An 18,268-nucleotide genomic window follows, 5' to 3' on the forward strand; every position below is an offset into this window, starting at 1 on the left:
TCTTGTCTTGGGCGAATAGCATGTTCGCGTCCCAGGCTCGGGGTGGTGGTTCGACGATTTCGAGCCTGTTATCGATCCATTAGGGTTAATGCCCGGTAAAGAGAGGCGCGACGACCATCGGAAATAATGCCTGCAAGATCAGAGTCCGGTTTTTCTTCGAAGCCGCGGCTCATTAACTGTAGCGTTACCATGATAATTTACTGTCCGCCCAAATAGACCAGTTTGGAGCGGGCAATGTCTGGCGTAAACGGCGGCCATCAGGATGTGGATATCGACCTCAGGCAGGTCATCGCGGCCGTCTGGGAACGCAAGGCGAAGATCCTTGCCGTCACGATCGCGGCGGGCGCGCTGGCGCTGGTCGGCGCCTCGCTGATCAAACCCAGCTACAAGGCCGAAACCAGGCTGCTGATCGAATCGCGATCGCCGAACCTCTCCGGCGGGGAAGGGGCAGGCAGTTCCAACGATCCGGTTCTGGACACGCTTAACATCACCAGCCAGGCCCAGCTGCTGCAATCGACCGACCTCATCAAGCGGGTTGCGCGCGATCTGAAGCTTTCCGATCGCCCGGAATTCGACCCGGCTGGACAGTCGGCACTGCCGGACCTTCTGGTGATGGTCGGCCTGAAGCAGGATCCGATGGCGATCGATCCGGAAGACCGGGTCATCCAGAAGTTCCGCGAAAAGCTGTCGGTCTATCCGGTCGAGGGCTCGCGCGTCATCGCCGTCGAATTTGCATCGCATGATCCGAAGCTCGCGGCTGATGTGCCGAACCGGATGGCCGAAGCCTATCTTCAGATCCAGAGTGGCTCGAAGGTGGACACCCATGCCGAAACCGCCCGCTGGTTGGAGCCGGAAATCGCCAACCTGACGACCCGCGTCAACGATGCCGAAAAGAAGGTGGCGGACTACCGCTCCTCGAACGGCCTTTTCCAGACCAGCGAAGCCAACAGTTTTTCCAGCAAGCAGTTGAACGATATATCGACCGAACTTGCCCGCGTTCGCGCCGATCTCGCCAATGCCGAGGCCCGTTCGGAAAACGTCCGCGCTGGTTTGAGAGCCGGCCGCGCTTCGGACACGCTGGCGGACGTCGCTGGATCGGCGGTCATCCAGCGTCTGAAGGAAACCCAGACCAATTTGCAGGCGCAGATCAATGATCTCTCGACATCCCTGCTCGACAACCATCCGCGTCTTCGGGGACTTCGCGCGCAGCTCAGCGGTATCAATCAGCAGATCGAGCGTGAAACCCAGAAGATCCTGGCAAGCCTCGACAACGAGAGAGAGATTGCACGGCTCCGCGAGCGTCAGCTGACGCAGCAGATGAACGGCTTGAAGGCTGATTCGGCCAAGGCCGGTGAAGAGGAAGTCGGGCTGCGGGCCCTGGAACGCGAAGCGTCTGCCCAGCGCCAGCTGCTCGAAACCTATCTCGTGCGCTACCGCGAGGCGACGTCGCGCCGCGACGCCAATTCAAGCCCTGCGGATGCCCGCATCGTATCGAGCGCGGTCGAACCGTCGGAACCCTTCTTTCCGAAGGTCATTCCGATCGTCATCGTGGCGACGCTTGCGACACTGATCGTCAGCTGCCTGGTCGTCATCATCGCCGAACTGTTCAGCGGCCGGGCGCTCCGCCCTCTCAATCGCCGTCGCGAGGACGATTTCCTGCTGACACCACACGAGGTCGCAACGCCTCCAGTCGAACCGGCCCCGGCCGAGCCCGAACCGACCCCTGCCGGCGCTTTGGTTGCAACAACACCCGCCGCAGCTCCGGTTGCGGCAGAAACTGTTGCAGATCGGCCAAAGCGCGAACACAGACTGTTCGCGGCGGCAAAGGAAATGCTGGCTGCCTCCCGCAAGGATGCCGCTGCCGCGAAGGGCGCGGAAGTTGATCAGAAGCAGGAGGCTTCGATCGCTGCCGAGCCACCGGTCGAAGAAATTGCCGTGGCGCCGCCGGCGAACGACGGGGAGGAGGAATCCTTCACGATCGCGTCCGTTGCCCGCTACCTCCAGCGCCGTGCGGTGCCGATCGGCCTGGTCGTGTCGCCCGGTGGCGATGCAGGCTCGACGGCGACCGTGATGTTGGCCCGTGAAATTTCGGAGCGCGGTCGCACCGTCGCCCTGATCGACATGACCGGCTCGGCTTGCCCGACACGGCTGATGGCGCAGGACGTCAAGCTTGCCGGCATCACCGATCTGCTGTGCGGCGAGGTTGCGTTCGGGGAAGCCATACATCCGGACCGTCTCTCGGATGCGCATATCATCCCGTTCGGTTCTGCCGATCCGGTTCGCGCCATGAGGGGCGCCGATCGGCTGCCGATGGTCGTCGATGCACTCGCAGACGCCTATGATCTGGTGCTGATCGAATGCGGCCCGGCGGAAGCGCCGATGCTGTCGCGACTGACCCGCAACGAAAAGGCGGAGGTCATTCTCTCCGTGCCTGAGTTCAAGGAAGAGGATGTCGCAAAGATCGTCCAGGACTTCCAAGGCGAGGGAATTCGCAACCTGCTGGTAATGTCTGACGCCAATGACCGCAGTTCGCCGCGCAAGGCTGGACGACAGGTGGCGTGAGCCACACCGCATGAACCACGATCTACAAGGCGGCTTTCAGGCCGCCTTGTTCGTTTTGGCGGACCGCAGTTTCTGCAAAAGAGTGTAAAGGCGCGGGTTGTGCTTGATCGCAGCCTTTGCCCTTGTTGCCAGAACCATCAGCGGTTTGAGGACGGAGCCCTTCGGGGTGATGGCGATCAGAATATCGTGCAGGACTGTTTCCTGGCTGCACCAGCTGCGCTTGTAGGGCTGGTCGCCCACGCCGAAATCGAACAGTGTCGCGCCTTCGTGGCAGCTTTTCTCGATCATCAGCCAGAACAGCAACTCGCCGGGGCTTGCCTCGGGGCAGATGCTGTCGTCGATGGAGCTGAACTGGCAGATCACATGGTCGCCCTTGCGCGACACGCCGGCAATCGCCACCACATGTCCCTCGTGCTCACCCCGCATACGGATCGCGTGAAGGGTGAGCGACGTGTCTGTCCCATCATTCGGCGCGTCCATCAGGCGATGGAAGAAGTCACGGATCTCAGATGCGTGGAAGACATCAGGCAGGCCGAACATTTTCAGCCGCGCCGCCTTCTGCCGGAAGAACGTATCGAGCAGCGCGTGCTTTTCGTCCGCGTCTAGCGCGATCACATGGTCATAGCCGCCGGCTGCTTCGATCTTGCGGCTCTGTGAGCGGAATTTCTTGCGCCGCGTCTTGGCGTTGAGCTGTGCGAGCGTCGTCTCGAAATTCGGAAAAAGCGGCAGCTGGAACGAATGGTTCTGGTTCTCGGTCGTCGCCAGCGCACCCAGCGGATGCCGACTGCCGCGCCAGGAGAGCGGCACGCAATCGAGCACCACGAGATCGGCATAAGGAGAAAGAGCCGTGCGCAGCATGCGCAGGAACGGCTTCAGCTCGGCAGCGGAAGCCACCTCGAGTGCCGGATCGAACAGGCCGGTATTGAGATTGTTGTAATGGTTGCCGGGGAGGCGGGCGATGCGGATGCTTTTTTCGAGCACGATATCGAGCGGCAGGATAAACACGGCGCGACCGCCGATGCGACCGACGACGACTGCGAGCGTGCGGCCGTGGGATTTTACCCAGGCTTCGCACCAGTCGAAACCCTGATGCAGCGAATTGAGTTTGATCGCCTGCAGACGGTGCCAGTCGGACTTCAGATCCGCCATGTCCGTCGCGACTGCCATTTCGATCTGCGCGAAACGCAACGGGACAGTCTCACGGGAAGGCGATCCCGATGTCCCTGCCGGCGCAAGCTCTTCAATCAGTCTCGAGGTTGGCATGACGCGCTCCGCTGTCTTTCAAGCGGGGAGAATAGGCAGCGTGCACCAACAATCTGTTTATTGCTGTGTCGCCCGCCGCCAATACTATCACGGCTGGTTAATGCGGGGTGAACCCAGGCATAACCTAGACTTTCGGCCGTGCGCCCGCCATCCACTTGATGATCAGCATGGCCGGCAGGATCCACAAAAGCCCCGACAGCAGGAAGTAGAGGAAATGCACCCACCACGGCGATGTCGCGAGCAACAGCGTCGCGACCGTGGTTGCAGCCAGCGCGTAGACGATGACGAGCACGATGATCATGATCGTGCCGATGAAACTTCTCAGGCGTGGGACCAACGCGTTTCTCCTCCCGCGACGCGATGCCGCAAAGCATCGGGGCTTGTTTTGCACGTGTCCTTGGGGCAAATCAACGCCAGGAGCGGAAAGATTACCGCCCGCATGGTGCTCTCAAGCGCGTGCAAGGCTGATCTTTCTTCGAACGACAGGAGTTTCCGCATGTCGGCGACTGATAGCGTCATCATCGATGTCATCCATCCGGGAGCAAAACGCCGCGAGCGCGACCGCAAATCGGTCCGCATCTGGCTCGGCTTCGTCGTCTTCGTGCTGTTCTGCCTCGTCCTGGTCGGCGGCGCGACCCGGCTGACCGATTCGGGTCTCTCGATCACCGAATGGAAACCGATCCACGGCGTCATTCCGCCTCTCAATGCGGCAGAATGGCAGGAAGAGTTCGAGCTTTATCAGCGCATTCCGCAATACCAGCTGGTCAACGCGGGCATGACGGTGGACGAGTTCAAGACGATCTTCTGGTGGGAATGGGCGCACCGTTTCCTGGCGCGCTCGATCGGCTTGGTCTTCGCCGTACCGCTGATCTTCTTCTGGGTGACCGGTCGCATCGAGAAACGCCTGCGCTGGCCGCTGGTCGGCACGCTGGCACTCGGCGGATTTCAGGGTTTTGTCGGCTGGTGGATGGTGTCGTCGGGCCTCACCAAGCTTGTCAGCGTCTCGCAGTACCGGCTTGCGACGCATCTGGTCATCGCCTGTCTCATCTTTTCCGCCTGCGTCTGGATCATGCGCGGCCTCACGCCACAGAAGCAGGGGGCAGCCCCGACGCGTCACTCCTATATCGCCGCCGGCGGCCTCGCGTTTCTGGCGCTGTTCCAGATCTATCTCGGCGCACTCGTCGCAGGCCTCGATGCCGGCCTCAGCTACAACACCTGGCCGATGATGGATGGCGCCTTTGTTCCGGCCGACCTGTTCCTGCGCGATCCCTGGTGGATTAATCTGTTCGAGAACCCGAAGACCGTGCAGTTCGTTCACCGCTGCGGCGGCTATGTGCTTCTGGCCGCAACACTGATCCACATGATCGTGTCACTGTCCAAGGCACCGGGTTCGGTCCATACGGGCCGCGCCGTCATCCTGTTCCTGCTGGTCTGTCTGCAGGCCGTGATCGGCATTCTGACGCTGGTCTACCAGGTGCCACTGGATCTGGCGCTTGCGCATCAGGGCGGCGCGCTCGTCGTCCTCGGCTATGCCATTACCCATCTGCGTGGCTATGTCGGCGAATATCCGCTTGAAGACAGAAAAGCCGCGGCGAACTGAGTTCACCGCGGCTCTGATTTCAAATTCTGAATGCTTTAGGCCGACAGCATCAGGTCCATGTTCTGGACGGCGGCACCGGAGGCACCCTTGCCGAGATTGTCGAGCAGCGCCACGAGATTGACATGCGGGCTGCCAGCCGCGCCGAACACGAACAGCTTCATCCTGTCGGTGTTGACCAGTTCCTCGGCATCGACGCGGGCAAGCGTCGCGCTCTCGTTGAGCGGCACGACGGTAACGATATCCTGTCCCGCATAGTGGGCGCCGAGAGCGCTATGAATGCTCTCGATCGTGGCACCATCCTTGAGGTCTTCGAGGAACAGCGGCACCTGCACGATCATGCCCTGCGCAAAGCGGCCGACGGATGGCGAAAACAGCGGCGCGCGATCGAGCAGGCCATGTTCCTTCATCTCGGGCACGTGCTTGTGCTTCAGCGTCAGGCCGTAGAGAAAGTTGTTGGCGGAGATCGCGTCGTCGCGTGACGGGTCTTCCATCTGGCCGATCAGCTGCTTGCCGCCGCCGGTATAGCCGGACACCGCGTTGACCGAGACCGGGTAGCCGTCGGGCAGAAGACCGGCAGCGCGCAGCGGACGCAGCAGCGCGATCGCGCCTGTCGGATAGCAGCCCGGATTGGCGACGTTGCGGGCAGCCTTGATCTTGTCGGCCTGTGCCTTGTCCAGCTCGGCAAAACCATAGGCCCAATTCGGATCGACGCGGTAGGCGGTCGAGGTGTCGATCACCCGCACGTTGTTGTTGCCCGCAAGCATCGTCACGGCTTCTTTCGAAGCCTCGTCCGGCAGGCACAGGATTGCGATGTCGGCGCTGTTGAGCAGGTCCTCGCGCATTGCGGCATTGCGCCGCTCGGCTTCCGGGATCGACAAGAGCTCGACGTCGCGGCGGTCGGCCATGCGGGTGCGGATCTGCAGCCCTGTCGTGCCGTGTTCGCCGTCGATGAAGATCTTTGCCGTCATGGTCTTTATCCCTGAAATGTCAGTGCCTTGGGGTGAGAGCCGGAATCAGTTTGCCAGCTGCTTGATTCAATGTGTCAACGGGCGGAAAGTCGCTCCGCGCGCAGGCCAAGCATATACATCGCAACCGTTGCTCCGGCAATGGCGGTGATATCGGCGTGGTCATAGGCAGGTGCGACCTCCACCACGTCGGCGCCGCAGATATTGAGGCTGCCGAGCTTGCGCAGCACCGACAGGATTTTCGCACTCGACGGACCACCGGCAACCGGTGTTCCTGTTCCGGGCGCAAAGGCAGGGTCGAGGCAGTCGATGTCGAAGGTGAGATAGCACGGCCGGTCGCCGACATGGGCAAGGATTGCATCGGCTATCGCCTGGGCACTGAGGTCCTCCACCTCATGGCCGGGCATGATCCGGATGCCGAAATCTTCGGGCGCATGGGTGCGGATGCCGATCTGGATCGAATGCTCAGGCTCGATCACGCCCTGGCGGACGGCGCGCGCCACGAACGAGCCGTGGTCGATCCGTTCGATCTCGCCGGCATCGTCCGCATCATCGCTCCAGGTATCCTGATGGGCATCGAAATGCACGAGGGCGAGGGGGCCGTGGCGGGCCGCATGCGCCTTCAAGAGCGGCCAGGTGACGAAGTGATCACCGCCTAACGATAGCAGAAACGCGCCCGACTCGATGATCTTCGTCGCCTCCGCCTCGATCAGGCGCGGCGTCTTCCAGTGATGACCATAGTCGAGCATGACGTCACCATAGTCGATCACGGACATGGCTTCGAAGAGATCACGCGAGAACGGATATTGCGGGTCGTTGTCGAAGATCGCCGAAGCGCGGCGAATGGCCTGGGGTCCGAACCGCGCGCCCGGCCGGTTGGAAACCGCCGCATCGAATGGAATACCGAGGACGACCGCATCGGCGCCGATCAGTTTCTTGGTATAGCGCCGCCGCATGAAGGACAGCGCGCCCGCATAGGTCGGGTCGGTGGCCGCATCGCGCAGGGACTTGGCGGTAAAGGCGTTGTCGATGGATTTTGAAGCCATTGCATTCTCCCGGATCGCAGAGAAAGTGCAGTGGGAGTGTCTGGAAGACAAGACCCGGACCGAAGAAAGCCCGAAACGAAAAAGGCGGAGCCGAAGCCCCGCCTTTCGAAATGCAAAGTCTTGAAGCGATTAGCGCTTCGAGAACTGGAAGGACCGGCGGGCCTTCGCCTTACCGTACTTCTTACGCTCGACGACGCGGCTGTCGCGGGTCAGGAAGCCACCCTTCTTCAGAACCGGGCGCAGGCCTGGTTCGAAGTAGGTGAGGGCCTTGGAGACGCCGTGACGAACGGCACCGGCCTGACCGGAAAGACCACCACCGGTGACGGTGGCAATGATGTCGAACTGACCTGTGCGGGCAGCGGCAACCAGCGGCTGCTGAAGGATCATCTGCAGAACCGGACGGGCGAAGTACGCCGAGAAGTCGCGACCGTTGATGATGATCTTGCCGGAGCCCGGCTTGACCCAAACGCGGGCAATCGCGTTCTTGCGCTTGCCGGTTGCATAGGAACGGCCCTGTGCATCGACCTTGCGGACGTGAACCGGTGCCTGGCTTTCAGCCGGAGCGAGGTCCTTCAAAGAGGAAAGATCGGCCATGATCAGGCGCTCCTTACGTTCTTGCTGTTCAGCGATGCCACGTCGAGAGCGACCGGCTGCTGTGCTTCATGGGGATGGTTGGAGCCGGCGTATACACGCAGGTTCTTCAACTGGCGACGGCCGAGCGGGCCGCGCGGGATCATACGCTCAATTGCCTTTTCGACGACGCGCTCAGGAAAGCGGCCTTCGATGATGGCGCGTGCAGTACGCTCCTTGATGCCACCCGGGTAACCGGTGTGCCAGTAGTACTTCTTGTCTGTGTATTTCTTGCCGGTCAGGACAACCTTTTCAGCGTTGATGATGATGACATTGTCACCGTCGTCGACGTGAGGTGTGTAGGTGACCTTGTGCTTGCCGCGAAGGCGATTGGCAACGAGGGTGGCGAGGCGACCGACAACGAGGCCTTCGGCATCGATGATGATCCACTTCTTCTCCACCTCTGCAGGCTTCTGAACGAAGGTTGACATTGTTTTTCTCTCTCATCTGAACCCAAGACCACCGGAAGACCGGCCGTAAGGGCGTTTTTTGTTGCTTGATTTGCTCGGCTATGCCGACAAAAAAGAAAGCGGGCCTTCGAGAGGTCCGCGATCTGGGCGGCTTATACGACGGAGCCTAAAAAGCGTCAAGCAGCCGGCCCGGAGCGGTCGGAAAAATAGCTCAACGTTTAGAATAACTTACTGATGAGGTAAAATAATACCTCACAAATAATCGGCCGGTGTTTCGTCTCTTACACGACTTCTTGAGAAGGGATACCTTGGTTTGAGCCGCAGCAGGCCGGACGCCTGGCTGGTGGAAAAATGTGATTCCGGAACCGAGTTGGAAGATTTCCATTGCTTTCCTATGTCCAGGTGACTGCATGAGGAGATTAGAACCATGGCTCACGATCGGTATGACGACGACGTCATCGCTGGCGTCTTGAAAAGCACGAAGACGATTGCGCTGGTCGGCGCATCGCCCAATCCCGACCGGCCCAGCAACCGCGTCATGGGATTTCTGTTGCAGCGCGGCTACCGGGTGTTTCCGGTCAATCCCGGCCAGGCCGGCAAGGAGATCCTAGGTCAGGAGGTCTATGCGAGCCTCGCGGATGTGCCCGAACCCGTCGATATGGTCGATGTGTTCCGGGCCTCGGAATATCTTGATAGTGTCGTAGAGGAAGCGCTGGCGCTGGATCAGCCGCCCAAGGTCATATGGGCGCAGCTCGGCGTGCGCGACGATCAGGCCGCAGTCAAGGCGGAGGCTGCCGGTATCCAGGTAATCATGGATCGCTGCCCAGCGATCGAGTACCCAAGGCTTGCCCGTCTTCTTGGATAGGGTAAGGGAGCGGGGCAGGTAATTCGCGGACTCTTTTCGCAAACGCTGCGAATGCTGCAACGATATTTCTTGATCGCCGTCGGCCCGCAGGCTCTGCTGTGATGAAACGACCCTAGAGGAGACCGGCATGGCCAACCCGAATTCACGCAGTTCCGGCAATCCCGGATTTTCAACGCTCGCTGTTCATGCCGGCGCCGAGCCCGATCCGACGACCGGCGCCCGGGCGGTGCCGATCTATCAGACGACGTCCTTCGTCTTCAAGGATACCGAACATGCAGCCGCATTGTTCGGGCTGAAGGAATTCGGAAACATCTATACCCGCATCATGAACCCCACGCAGGCCGCGCTGGAGGAAAAGGTGGCGGCGCTCGAAGGCGGCACGGCAGCCCTTGCCGTTGCGTCCGGCCATGCAGCGCAGTTGTTGGTCTTCCACACGGTCATGCAGCCCGGTGACAACTTTGTCGCGGCGCGCAAACTCTATGGCGGTTCGATCAATCAGTTCGGCAACGCGTTTCAGAATTTCGGCTGGCAGGTGCGCTGGGCCGATAGCGCCGATCCGGAAAGTTTTGAAAACGAGATCGACGATCGCACCAAGGCGATTTTCGTCGAAAGCCTGGCAAACCCCGGCGGCACCTTCGTCGATATCGCGGCGATTTCGGAGGTGGCCCAGCGTTTCGGAATCCCGCTGATCGTCGACAACACGATGGCGAGCCCCTATCTCGTGCGGCCACTCGAACACGGCGCCGATATCGTCGTGCACTCGCTCACCAAATTTCTCGGCGGCCACGGCAATTCCATGGGCGGAATCATCGTCGACGGCGGCACGTTCGACTGGTCGCGCTCCGGCAACTACCCGGTCCTGTCCGAGCCGCGGCCGGAATATTCGGGCATGGTTCTGCACGAGACCTTCGGCAACATCGCCTTTGCGATCGCCGCGCGCGTGCTCGGCCTTCGCGACCTCGGGCCGGCCATCTCACCCTTCAACGCCTTCCAGATCCAGACGGGGATCGAGACGCTCTCGCTGCGCATGCAGCGGCATTGCGATAATGCGCTTGCGGTCGCGGAATGGCTGAGCCGCCATCCGAGGGTTGGATGGGTGAACTACGCCGGCCTGCCTGACGACCCGAACAATGCTCTGCAGCAGCGCTATTCGCCGAATGGTGCCGGCGCTGTCTTCACCTTTGGCCTGAAGAACGGCTACGAGGCCGGCAAGATCTTCGTGGAGAGCCTCAAGCTCTTCTCGCACCTTGCCAATATCGGCGACACCCGCTCGCTGGTCATCCACCCGGCATCGACCACCCATCGGCAACTCACCGAGGAGCAGCAGATTGCTGCCGGTGCCGGACCTGACGTGGTCCGCCTCTCTGTTGGCATCGAGGATGTGGCAGACCTGCTCTCCGACCTGGACCAAGCATTAGCAAGGACTTGAGATACTCATGAAGACCTGGCTGACATTCGATCTGACCGCAATCGAACCGGAGGAGGGCGCACCCGCTCCCGATCGCGTCATCTTCGGCGATCCGAAATTCCTCACCTGGAATTTCGAGGAGGCCGAAGGCGGCATCTATGCCGGCGTCTGGGAAGCGACGCCGGGCAAGTGGAAGATCGTCTATGACGAGTGGGAATATTTCCACATCCAGTTCGGCTACTCGATCATCACCGAAGAGGGCGGCGAGCCGCTGCATCTGAAGGCGGGCGACAGCATGGTCCTGCGGCCCGGTCTGGTCGCGACATGGGAAGTGGTGGAGACGACCCGCAAGGATTACGTCATCAGGCTCTGAGCCTGACGGCGGGTCCTCCGGCTGCTCCTATCCCCAGGTGAGATCGAGCCGCTCCAGCCCGTGGAAATGGTAGACATCCTTCACCGTCGGCACCCCGGCCAGTTTCAGGCCGGGCAGGCGGCGAAACAGGATGGGCAGAACGGTATTCAGTTCCAGCCGCGCCAGTGGTGCGCCGATGCAGAAGTGGATGCCGGCGCCGAAGGACAGGTTCTGGCCTTCCTGGCGCTCCGGCTTGAACGTGAGAGGATCTGAAAATTTCTTGTGGTCGAGATTGGCGGCGGCGAGGATAAGGCTCACCTTGTCGCCGCGCTTCAGCGAAACGCCGTCTATTTCCGCGTCCTCCAGTGCCCAGCGCTGGAAGATATGCACGGGAGCGCACAGGCGCAGCGTCTCTTCCACCGTCCGCTCCGTCGCGGCCTCGTCGCGGAAGAGCTCTGCCGGCGAGAGACCACTTTCGAGAATCACCCGAACCGAATTGCCGATCTGGTGCACCGTCGCCTCGTGACCGGCGTTCAAGAGAACGATCGTGGTTGAGACGAGCTCGTCGTCGGTCAGATACTGGCCCTTGTGCTCCGTATGGATCATGTGGGTCAGCAGATCTTCGCGCGGCTCCCTGCGGCGCTCGGCAATCAGCGTTTTCACATAGGCTGCGAACTCCCCGGCCGCCCTGTCCGCCGCATGTTCGTCTTCCCGCGAGCGCTTGAACATGTACATGCCGACATAGGCATGGCTCCATTTCAGCAACTGCGGACCCATCTCGTCCGGAATTCCGATCATCCGGGCAATCATCGTCACGGGAATGATGTCGGCGAAGGCCGAGAGCAGTTCCACCCGGCCTTGGCCGTCGAACGCGTCGATCAGCCGTTCCGCAAGCTCGGTAATCTCCGGCCTCAGCTTTTCGATATGGCGGGAGACGAAGGCGCGGTTTACCATTGTCCGCAGCCGCGTATGTTCCGGCGGCTCGATTTCCAGCAGCGAGTGCCGCTCGGCGAGGTCGAAATTCGCAAGATGCGCTTCGGGATCCGGGAGACCGAGTTCCTCGCGGCTTGCGACATGCAGGATCTGGCGGCCGAATCGACGGTCGCGCAGGAGAAGGTTCACATGGTCATAGCCGGAGAAGAACCACTGCCGCTGCTCCTCCCAAAAGAACGTCGGACAGTGCTGATGCAAGAGCCCGTAGACGCGGTTCGGATCGCTGTAGAAGGCCGGGTTGCGGCCATCCAGCGAGACGCGGCGGGTATCGGTATCGATGCGGAGGAAATCGGGGATCGCGGTCATGCGGAATGGGTAACCCAATCCGCGGCGCCACGAAAGCCCGTCATTCGCCGGCCGCGATCCCCTCGCGCCGCGGGTCGGCACTTCCTGCAAGTCCCCGGTCGGTGACCTCGATTGCCTGCAGGCCAGACGTCATTTCGCCGGCCTTCACCTCGTATCCGAGTGACTTCAGCGGCTCCATCAGCGTTTCAGCCCGCGTTCCGGCCTCGATATCGTAGGTTCCGAAACGGTTGATCAGATGCGGCTGGGCGACGATCTGCTCCACCGGCATGCCCCAGTCGATATAGGCGACCAGCGCCTGCACCACGTATCCGATGATCTGGCTGCCGCCGGGCGACCCGATGGCCAGCAACGGCTTGCCGTCCTTCATGACGATGGTCGGCGCCATCGAGGAGCGGGGGCGCTTCCCCGGCTCGACGCGGTTGGCGACCGGCAGGCTGCCATCATGCGTCTTGAAGGAAAAGTCGGTCAGTTCGTTGTTGAGCAGGAACCCGTTGACCATCAGCCGTGATCCGAAACCGTTCTCGATCGTCGTCGTCATGCTGGCGACGTTGCCATCCTTGTCGACGATGGAGATATGGCTGGTCGAGGGAAGTTCGATCGCCTCGCCGCGGCCGAAAAGGAGCGCGTGATCCCAGGTCGGCTCGCCAGCCGTCACGGCATCCTTGGCAAGGGCCTTGTCCGTGTCGAGCAGTCTTGCCCGTTCGCCGAGATATTCCTTTTTGAGGAGACCCTTGATCGGTGCCGGCACGAAATCTGGATCGGCCAGATATCTTTCGCGGTCCGCAAACGCCAGGCGCTGCGCATCGCCGATCAGCCTCCAGCTTTCAACATTGTCCGGCCCGAGCCCCTTCAGATCGAAGTTTTCGAGAATGCCCAGCATCTGGCCGACGGCAACGCCACCGGAGGAGGGTGGGCCCATGCCGCATATATCGAGAGCGCGATAGGCAAGGCAGACGGGTTCCCGCTCCTTGACCCTGTAATTGGCGAAATCGGATAGCGAGAGAACGCCGGGATTGCCCTTTGCCTCGCGCACGGCCTTGACGATCGCCTGCGCAATCGGGCCGGAATAGAAGGCATCGGCGCCGCCAGATGCGATCGTTCGCAGCGTTTCTGCATAGGCGGGGTTCTTGAGGAGAGCGCCGATTTTCAGCGGTGCGCCGCCATCGTCGAAGAAATAGCGGATCGTAGCGTCATCGGTCTTCAGCTTGTCACCTTCGGCCGCAAGCAGAGTGCCGAGCCGGGGTGATACCTCAAAGCCGTCAGTGGCGAGGCGCTCGGCGGCAGTAAACAATCCCGCCCAGTTCGCCTTGCCGTATTTACGGTGGACCGTCTCCAGAAGCCGCACCGTGCCCGGCGTGCCGACCGAGCGCCCGCCGACCACGGCTGCCATGAACTTCAGCGGCTGCCCCTGATCGTCGAGAAAGAGCTTCGGCGTCGCTTCCATCGGCGCCGTCTCGCGGCCGTCGAACGTCGTCAGTTTCTGCGAGGCTGCGTCGTAATAGACGAGGAAAGCGCCACCGCCGAGGCCGGAACTCTGCGGTTCCACGAGGCCGAGCACGGTCTGCACGGCAACCAGCGCATCGGCAGCACTGCCGCCTTTCTCGATCACTGCACGACCCGCTTCCGCGGCGAGCGGATTGGCGGCGGCGACCATGTAGCGCTTCGTCTCGACCCGCTTGGCCGACGTGACTGCCGATGCCTTTTCCGGCGCGGTCGTGTCCGATGCCTGCTGCGCCGAGGCAACCGAGATCGTCAGGAAACCGGCGAGAACAGTTCCGGAAATTTGCTTCAGCATGGCATGTCTCTCCGCATTTTTGATTTTGCTCGGAGAGAGTGTGGAGCATTGTCGCGCCATTGCAAGACTTTAGGCGGTCGTGGGCAACGGCACTATTGGCTGAGGACGACGATGCGTTTCAGCGACGCCACCTGTTGGGACACGCTGATGTCTTCGAAAGGTTCTGCGGCAAACGAGGTTGGGGACGCAAAATCCGTCGACGGTACGATCATGATTTCCTGATCCGTATGAACGGCGGTGCGGTCGCGGCCGCTGGTCTTCGACACGTAAAGAGCCTTGTCGGCAGCGGTTAGCAACACGTCGATATCAGCGTCCTTCGTGGAGCACAGCGAGATGCCGGCGCTGACCGTCACGGCTATCCTGTGTTCGCCGACACTGATTGGATGGCGTCTGAGCGTCGAGCGGATTGCCTCTGCGATACTGGCTGCTTCGACCATATCGGAGACGCGGATGATAGACGCGAACTCCTCGCCGCCCATGCGTCCGAACGAGCCGCGGCCGCGCTGAGCCGCCGCACCAATCCGTGCAAAGGCGGAGAGCACGTCATCGCCGGCCTGATGACCGTAGACGTCGTTGATCTGCTTGAACCCGTCGAGATCGAACTGGATGAAAGCAATCATGCTGCCATCCACCGCATCAACGCCCTTCGACCGGTGAAACTCTTCCAGCAGACCGCGGCGGTTGAGCACGCCGGTCAGCGGGTCGGTCCGCGCCAGCTCTTTCAGGGTCAGCTCGGACCGCTCGGTCAGGAGTCGCGCCCCGCAGACGATGCTGCCGACAAAGACGAAAGCCGTCGGGAGATAGAGCCACGGCGAATGCGACGCAGCGACAAGCGCATCCGGTCTACCGATGAACACCATCAGGACAATCAGCGCACAGGAGAAGAACTGTATCCCGATGACGCTGGCAAACACGCGACGGGTGATACTGGGCGGACCGCGATGGTAAAGCAGAATGCCGATGATCATGGCGTGACCGACCATGGCCGCGACATGGTGAAGGATGGCGCGACTGGCGAAGTCGCCGCGGACGGGGTCTAGAAACATCCCGGCAATCCAGATCAGGGCCGGAATGCCAACATAGGGTTCCACGGGCCGGCGGTCGAGCTGCATCAGGCCCGCAGCCCACAGGCCGATACCCGCAAGAACCATGGTATTGGCGATCTCGATCGAAACGAAGTCCGGGATGTCGCCGCGCATTGCGACCAGAGCTGCGCCAATCCCGTGCACAGCGAAGCCGCTGCCCCAGCTGAGATAAAGTGGTTCGCGCTCATAGTACCAGCGTGAAAAGAGCAGGACGGCGAGCGTCACCGCTTCAGCGGCCCAGATCAACAGACCCGTCAAGATATCCACGTCCAGCTCCGTCATTCATTCCCGGCCGCTTCAGTATGCGGCCAAGTCTTTAAGGCTGCGTTGCTGTTTTGCGTCGGTTATTTTGATTAGAATGCTGTCATTTATTCATATCTGCTTTACCCTGCTCGATCAAAAATGCTTGGATGGCCGTCGATACTTCTCTTTTGCCTCTGGTATATGAGAGTTGTTGCATTATCGGTCAGCCTCGCGCATCCCAAGCCGATTAAGGATATCGGGCTCTCCGTCTTGAAGTACCCGGCGGTGACACTCTATGTAGGAGATAACCCATTCCAATGATTCCGGAGCGCATCGCCGCCTTCGGCGATGCATTTGACAAAGGACGGACATGAGAAATCCAGTTGATACCGCAATGGCCTTGGTGCCGATGGTCGTTGAGCAGACCAATCGCGGTGAACGCTCCTACGATATCTACTCGCGCCTCCTGAAGGAGCGCATCATCTTCGTCACCGGTCCGGTGGAAGATTACATGGCGTCGCTCGTGTGCGCCCAGCTGCTTTTCCTCGAGGCTGAAAATCCGAAGAAGGAAATCGCGCTCTACATCAATTCGCCAGGTGGTGTCGTCACCGCCGGCATGTCGATCTACGACACGATGCAGTTCATCAAGCCGGCCGTGTCGACGCTCTGCATCGGTCAGGCCGCGTCAATGGGCTCGCTGCTGCTGTGCGCCGGCGAGAAGGGCATGCGTTTTGCAATGCCGAACTCGCGTATCATGGTTCACCAGCCCTCCGGCGGCTTTACCGGTCAGGCCTCGGACATCGAGCGTCATGCCCGCGACATTCTGAAGATGAAGCGCCGCCTGAACGACGTTTACGTGAAGCACACCGGCCGTACGCTTGAGGAAGTTGAAAAGACCCTCGATCGTGACCACTTCATGACCGCCGACGAAGCTCAGGACTGGGGCGTCGTCGACAAGATCCTGACCACGCGTCAGGAAATGGAAGGCGTTTCGGCGTCTTGAGGCAATAGTGGCATCCGTGCTGCTCACCCGGATTTGAGTGATTTCGGGGGTTCCAAGTGGCACGGAACGCGCTATTAGTACCTATTAAGGCTGTGTTGAGTGTTTATGACATAGCATTGGCGTCTTAGGGGTTTCGTTGCAGCCGGTCATTCTGGACCTGCGAAAGCGAGTTTAAGGCCGGTAGAGTACCCCTTGAGCGAAGACAGGCGCGGCATGGCGTCCGCGCGTGTCGACAGCGACAAAGTTGACCGCGACCGTCTGGACAGGCGGATAGGCGGAGTGCTGGAAGGAAAGTGATATGAGCAAAGTCAGCGGCGGCAACGGCGGCGACTCCAAGAATACCCTGTATTGCTCCTTCTGCGGAAAGAGCCAGCACGAGGTCCGCAAGCTGATTGCCGGCCCGACCGTATTCATCTGCGATGAATGCGTCGAATTGTGCATGGACATCATTCGCGAAGAGAACAAGTCTTCGATGGTGAAGTCCCGTGAAGGCGTTCCCACGCCGCAGGACATCATCAAGGTCCTCGACGAGTACGTCATCGGCCAGAAGCAGGCCAAGCGTATTCTGTCGGTCGCAGTCCACAATCATTACAAGCGTCTCGCGCATGCCTCAAAGGGCGGCGATGTCGAGCTTGCGAAGTCGAACATCATGCTCGTCGGTCCGACGGGTTGCGGCAAGACCTATCTTGCCCAGACGCTCGCGCGTATCATCGACGTGCCCTTCACGATGGCCGACGCGACGACACTCACGGAAGCCGGCTATGTCGGTGAAGACGTGGAAAACATCATTCTGAAGCTGCTTCAGTCGGCTGATTACAATGTCGAGCGCGCCCAGCGCGGCATCGTCTACATCGACGAAGTCGACAAGATCTCCCGCAAGTCGGACAACCCTTCGATCACCCGCGACGTGTCGGGCGAGGGCGTCCAGCAGGCGCTTCTGAAGATCATGGAAGGCACGGTCGCATCGGTTCCGCCGCAGGGTGGTCGCAAGCATCCGCAGCAGGAATTCCTGCAGGTCGACACGACGAACATCCTGTTCATCTGCGGCGGCGCCTTTGCCGGTCTCGACAAGATCATCTCTGCCCGTGGCGAGAAGACCTCGATCGGTTTCGGTGCATCCGTCCAGTCTCCGGACGATCGTCGCGTTGGCGAAGTGCTGCGCGAACTGGAGCCGGAAGATCTGGTCAAGTTCGGTCTCATTCCGGAATTCATCGGTCGTCTGCCGGTTCTGGCAACGCTCGAGGATCTCGATGAGGATGCGCTGATCCAGATCCTGTCGGAGCCGAAGAACGCGCTGATCAAGCAGTACCAGCGCCTGTTCGAGATGGAAGACGTCGAACTGACGTTCCACGAGGACGCGCTGCGCGAGATCGCCAAGCGCGCCATCATCCGCAAGACGGGTGCTCGTGGTCTTCGCTCGATCATGGAAAAGATCCTGCTCGACACGATGTTCGAGCTGCCGGCGCTGGAAGGCGTTCGCGAAGTGGTCATTTCCGACGATGTGGTGCGGGGCAATGCACGTCCGCTCTACATCTACGCCGACAGGCAGGAAGAAAAGGCCAACGTTTCGGCCTGATCCTCAGCGGTCATAGCAACATTGAGAAGGGGCCCCATTGGGGCCTCTTTTTCGTTTTAGCCTCGGCTATTGTTTTAGGCCGTATTACACGATTTTTGCACTGCAAAGAGTTGCAAGATAATCCGCTTGATTTAGACAGGGTCAGGGATGAACCTTTCCGTTCCGG

Annotated in this window: 16 protein-coding genes; 7 read left to right on the top strand and 9 right to left on the bottom strand. The window is 60.7% G+C overall.

Translation table 11 applies throughout. From position 1 onward, the window contains the following. The first annotated feature begins 234 nt into the window (after window positions 1-234). Window positions 235-2,562 (top strand): exopolysaccharide transport family protein, encoded by a 2,328-nt coding sequence (locus BLW69_RS11135; RefSeq protein ID WP_092661953.1) that lies wholly within the window; start codon window positions 235-237, stop codon window positions 2,560-2,562. Window positions 2,563-2,598: 36 nt separating this feature from the next. On the opposite strand, the gene BLW69_RS11140 is transcribed toward BLW69_RS11135, so the two are convergent. Together BLW69_RS11140 and BLW69_RS11145 are read right to left on the bottom strand one after the other, a co-directional pair. Further along, window positions 2,599-3,825: a GNAT family N-acetyltransferase gene (locus BLW69_RS11140; protein WP_092661955.1), complete on the bottom strand. Its 1,227-nt coding sequence runs from the start codon at window positions 3,823-3,825 to the stop codon at window positions 2,599-2,601. A 124-nt stretch (window positions 3,826-3,949) separates the two neighbouring features. Next, window positions 3,950-4,162, bottom strand: a complete 213-nt coding sequence (locus BLW69_RS11145) for a DUF2842 domain-containing protein (RefSeq protein ID WP_062453259.1) — start codon at window positions 4,160-4,162, stop codon at window positions 3,950-3,952. A 159-nt stretch (window positions 4,163-4,321) separates the two neighbouring features. Here BLW69_RS11145 and BLW69_RS11150 point away from each other — a divergent pair, with 159 nt between their 5' ends. Beyond that, window positions 4,322-5,425, top strand: coding sequence for a COX15/CtaA family protein (locus BLW69_RS11150; protein ID WP_092662532.1), 1,104 nt, complete (start codon window positions 4,322-4,324; stop codon window positions 5,423-5,425). A gap of 35 nt (window positions 5,426-5,460) precedes the next feature. Here the strand turns inward: BLW69_RS11150 and argC are convergent, their stop codons facing one another. From argC to rplM, 4 genes are all read right to left on the bottom strand, one after another. After that, the gene (gene argC, locus BLW69_RS11155) at window positions 5,461-6,393 is read right to left on the bottom strand and encodes an N-acetyl-gamma-glutamyl-phosphate reductase (protein ID WP_092661957.1); all 933 of its coding nucleotides are present in this window, start codon (window positions 6,391-6,393) and stop codon (window positions 5,461-5,463) included. Window positions 6,394-6,467: 74 nt separating this feature from the next. Next, the gene (speB, locus tag BLW69_RS11160) at window positions 6,468-7,436 is read right to left on the bottom strand and encodes an agmatinase (RefSeq protein ID WP_092661959.1); all 969 of its coding nucleotides are present in this window, start codon (window positions 7,434-7,436) and stop codon (window positions 6,468-6,470) included. 129 nt (window positions 7,437-7,565) lie between these two features. Further along, window positions 7,566-8,030 (bottom strand): 30S ribosomal protein S9, encoded by a 465-nt coding sequence (gene rpsI, locus BLW69_RS11165; RefSeq protein WP_062453256.1) that lies wholly within the window; start codon window positions 8,028-8,030, stop codon window positions 7,566-7,568. A gap of 2 nt (window positions 8,031-8,032) precedes the next feature. After that, on the bottom strand, window positions 8,033-8,497 hold the full coding sequence (gene rplM / locus BLW69_RS11170; RefSeq protein WP_062453255.1) for a 50S ribosomal protein L13: 465 nt from the start codon (window positions 8,495-8,497) through the stop codon (window positions 8,033-8,035). A gap of 406 nt (window positions 8,498-8,903) precedes the next feature. Here rplM and BLW69_RS11175 point away from each other — a divergent pair, with 406 nt between their 5' ends. The 3 genes from BLW69_RS11175 to BLW69_RS11185 all read left to right on the top strand — a co-directional run bounded on the left by BLW69_RS11175 (window position 8,904) and on the right by BLW69_RS11185 (window position 11,122). Further along, window positions 8,904-9,341 (top strand): CoA-binding protein, encoded by a 438-nt coding sequence (locus BLW69_RS11175; RefSeq protein ID WP_092661961.1) that lies wholly within the window; start codon window positions 8,904-8,906, stop codon window positions 9,339-9,341. A gap of 127 nt (window positions 9,342-9,468) precedes the next feature. Then, the gene (locus BLW69_RS11180; protein WP_092661962.1) at window positions 9,469-10,770 is read left to right on the top strand and encodes an O-acetylhomoserine aminocarboxypropyltransferase; all 1,302 of its coding nucleotides are present in this window, start codon (window positions 9,469-9,471) and stop codon (window positions 10,768-10,770) included. 7 nt (window positions 10,771-10,777) lie between these two features. Continuing rightward, window positions 10,778-11,122, top strand: coding sequence for a cupin domain-containing protein (locus BLW69_RS11185; RefSeq protein WP_092661964.1), 345 nt, complete (start codon window positions 10,778-10,780; stop codon window positions 11,120-11,122). 27 nt (window positions 11,123-11,149) lie between these two features. On the opposite strand, the gene BLW69_RS11190 is transcribed toward BLW69_RS11185, so the two are convergent. The 3 genes from BLW69_RS11190 to BLW69_RS11200 form a co-directional block, all read right to left on the bottom strand. After that, complete coding sequence (locus BLW69_RS11190) at window positions 11,150-12,400, bottom strand: cytochrome P450 (protein WP_092661966.1); 1,251 nt, start codon at window positions 12,398-12,400, stop codon at window positions 11,150-11,152. Between the two features lie 40 nt (window positions 12,401-12,440). Continuing rightward, complete coding sequence (ggt, locus tag BLW69_RS11195) at window positions 12,441-14,195, bottom strand: gamma-glutamyltransferase (RefSeq protein WP_092661968.1); 1,755 nt, start codon at window positions 14,193-14,195, stop codon at window positions 12,441-12,443. Between the two features lie 92 nt (window positions 14,196-14,287). Then, window positions 14,288-15,547, bottom strand: a complete 1,260-nt coding sequence (locus BLW69_RS11200; protein ID WP_162759523.1) for a GGDEF domain-containing protein — start codon at window positions 15,545-15,547, stop codon at window positions 14,288-14,290. A gap of 346 nt (window positions 15,548-15,893) precedes the next feature. Here BLW69_RS11200 and clpP point away from each other — a divergent pair, with 346 nt between their 5' ends. Both clpP and clpX read left to right on the top strand, forming a co-directional pair. Next, a complete protein-coding gene (gene clpP, locus BLW69_RS11205; protein WP_062453248.1) occupies window positions 15,894-16,526 on the top strand; it encodes an ATP-dependent Clp endopeptidase proteolytic subunit ClpP in 633 nt (210 codons plus the stop codon). A gap of 298 nt (window positions 16,527-16,824) precedes the next feature. After that, window positions 16,825-18,102, top strand: a complete 1,278-nt coding sequence (gene clpX / locus BLW69_RS11210; RefSeq protein ID WP_062453247.1) for an ATP-dependent Clp protease ATP-binding subunit ClpX — start codon at window positions 16,825-16,827, stop codon at window positions 18,100-18,102. Window positions 18,103-18,268 lie beyond the last annotated feature (166 nt).

It is taken from the genome of Rhizobium sp. NFR12, assembly GCF_900108545.1.
Lineage (GTDB): Bacteria > Pseudomonadota > Alphaproteobacteria > Rhizobiales > Rhizobiaceae > Neorhizobium > Neorhizobium soli.

Coding starts and splice junctions, on each gene's coding strand:
- BLW69_RS11135 (WP_092661953.1), top strand. CDS start 235: ATGTCTGGCGTAAACGGCGGCCATCAGGATGTGGATATCGACCTCAGG.
- BLW69_RS11140 (WP_092661955.1), bottom strand. CDS start 3,825: ATGCCAACCTCGAGACTGATTGAAGAGCTTGCGCCGGCAGGGACATCG.
- BLW69_RS11150 (WP_092662532.1), top strand. CDS start 4,322: ATGTCGGCGACTGATAGCGTCATCATCGATGTCATCCATCCGGGAGCA.
- argC (WP_092661957.1), bottom strand. CDS start 6,393: ATGACGGCAAAGATCTTCATCGACGGCGAACACGGCACGACAGGGCTG.
- speB (WP_092661959.1), bottom strand. CDS start 7,436: ATGGCTTCAAAATCCATCGACAACGCCTTTACCGCCAAGTCCCTGCGC.
- rpsI (WP_062453256.1), bottom strand. CDS start 8,030: ATGGCCGATCTTTCCTCTTTGAAGGACCTCGCTCCGGCTGAAAGCCAG.
- rplM (WP_062453255.1), bottom strand. CDS start 8,497: ATGTCAACCTTCGTTCAGAAGCCTGCAGAGGTGGAGAAGAAGTGGATC.
- BLW69_RS11175 (WP_092661961.1), top strand. CDS start 8,904: ATGGCTCACGATCGGTATGACGACGACGTCATCGCTGGCGTCTTGAAA.
- BLW69_RS11180 (WP_092661962.1), top strand. CDS start 9,469: ATGGCCAACCCGAATTCACGCAGTTCCGGCAATCCCGGATTTTCAACG.
- BLW69_RS11185 (WP_092661964.1), top strand. CDS start 10,778: ATGAAGACCTGGCTGACATTCGATCTGACCGCAATCGAACCGGAGGAG.
- BLW69_RS11190 (WP_092661966.1), bottom strand. CDS start 12,400: ATGACCGCGATCCCCGATTTCCTCCGCATCGATACCGATACCCGCCGC.
- ggt (WP_092661968.1), bottom strand. CDS start 14,195: ATGCTGAAGCAAATTTCCGGAACTGTTCTCGCCGGTTTCCTGACGATC.
- clpP (WP_062453248.1), top strand. CDS start 15,894: ATGAGAAATCCAGTTGATACCGCAATGGCCTTGGTGCCGATGGTCGTT.
- clpX (WP_062453247.1), top strand. CDS start 16,825: ATGAGCAAAGTCAGCGGCGGCAACGGCGGCGACTCCAAGAATACCCTG.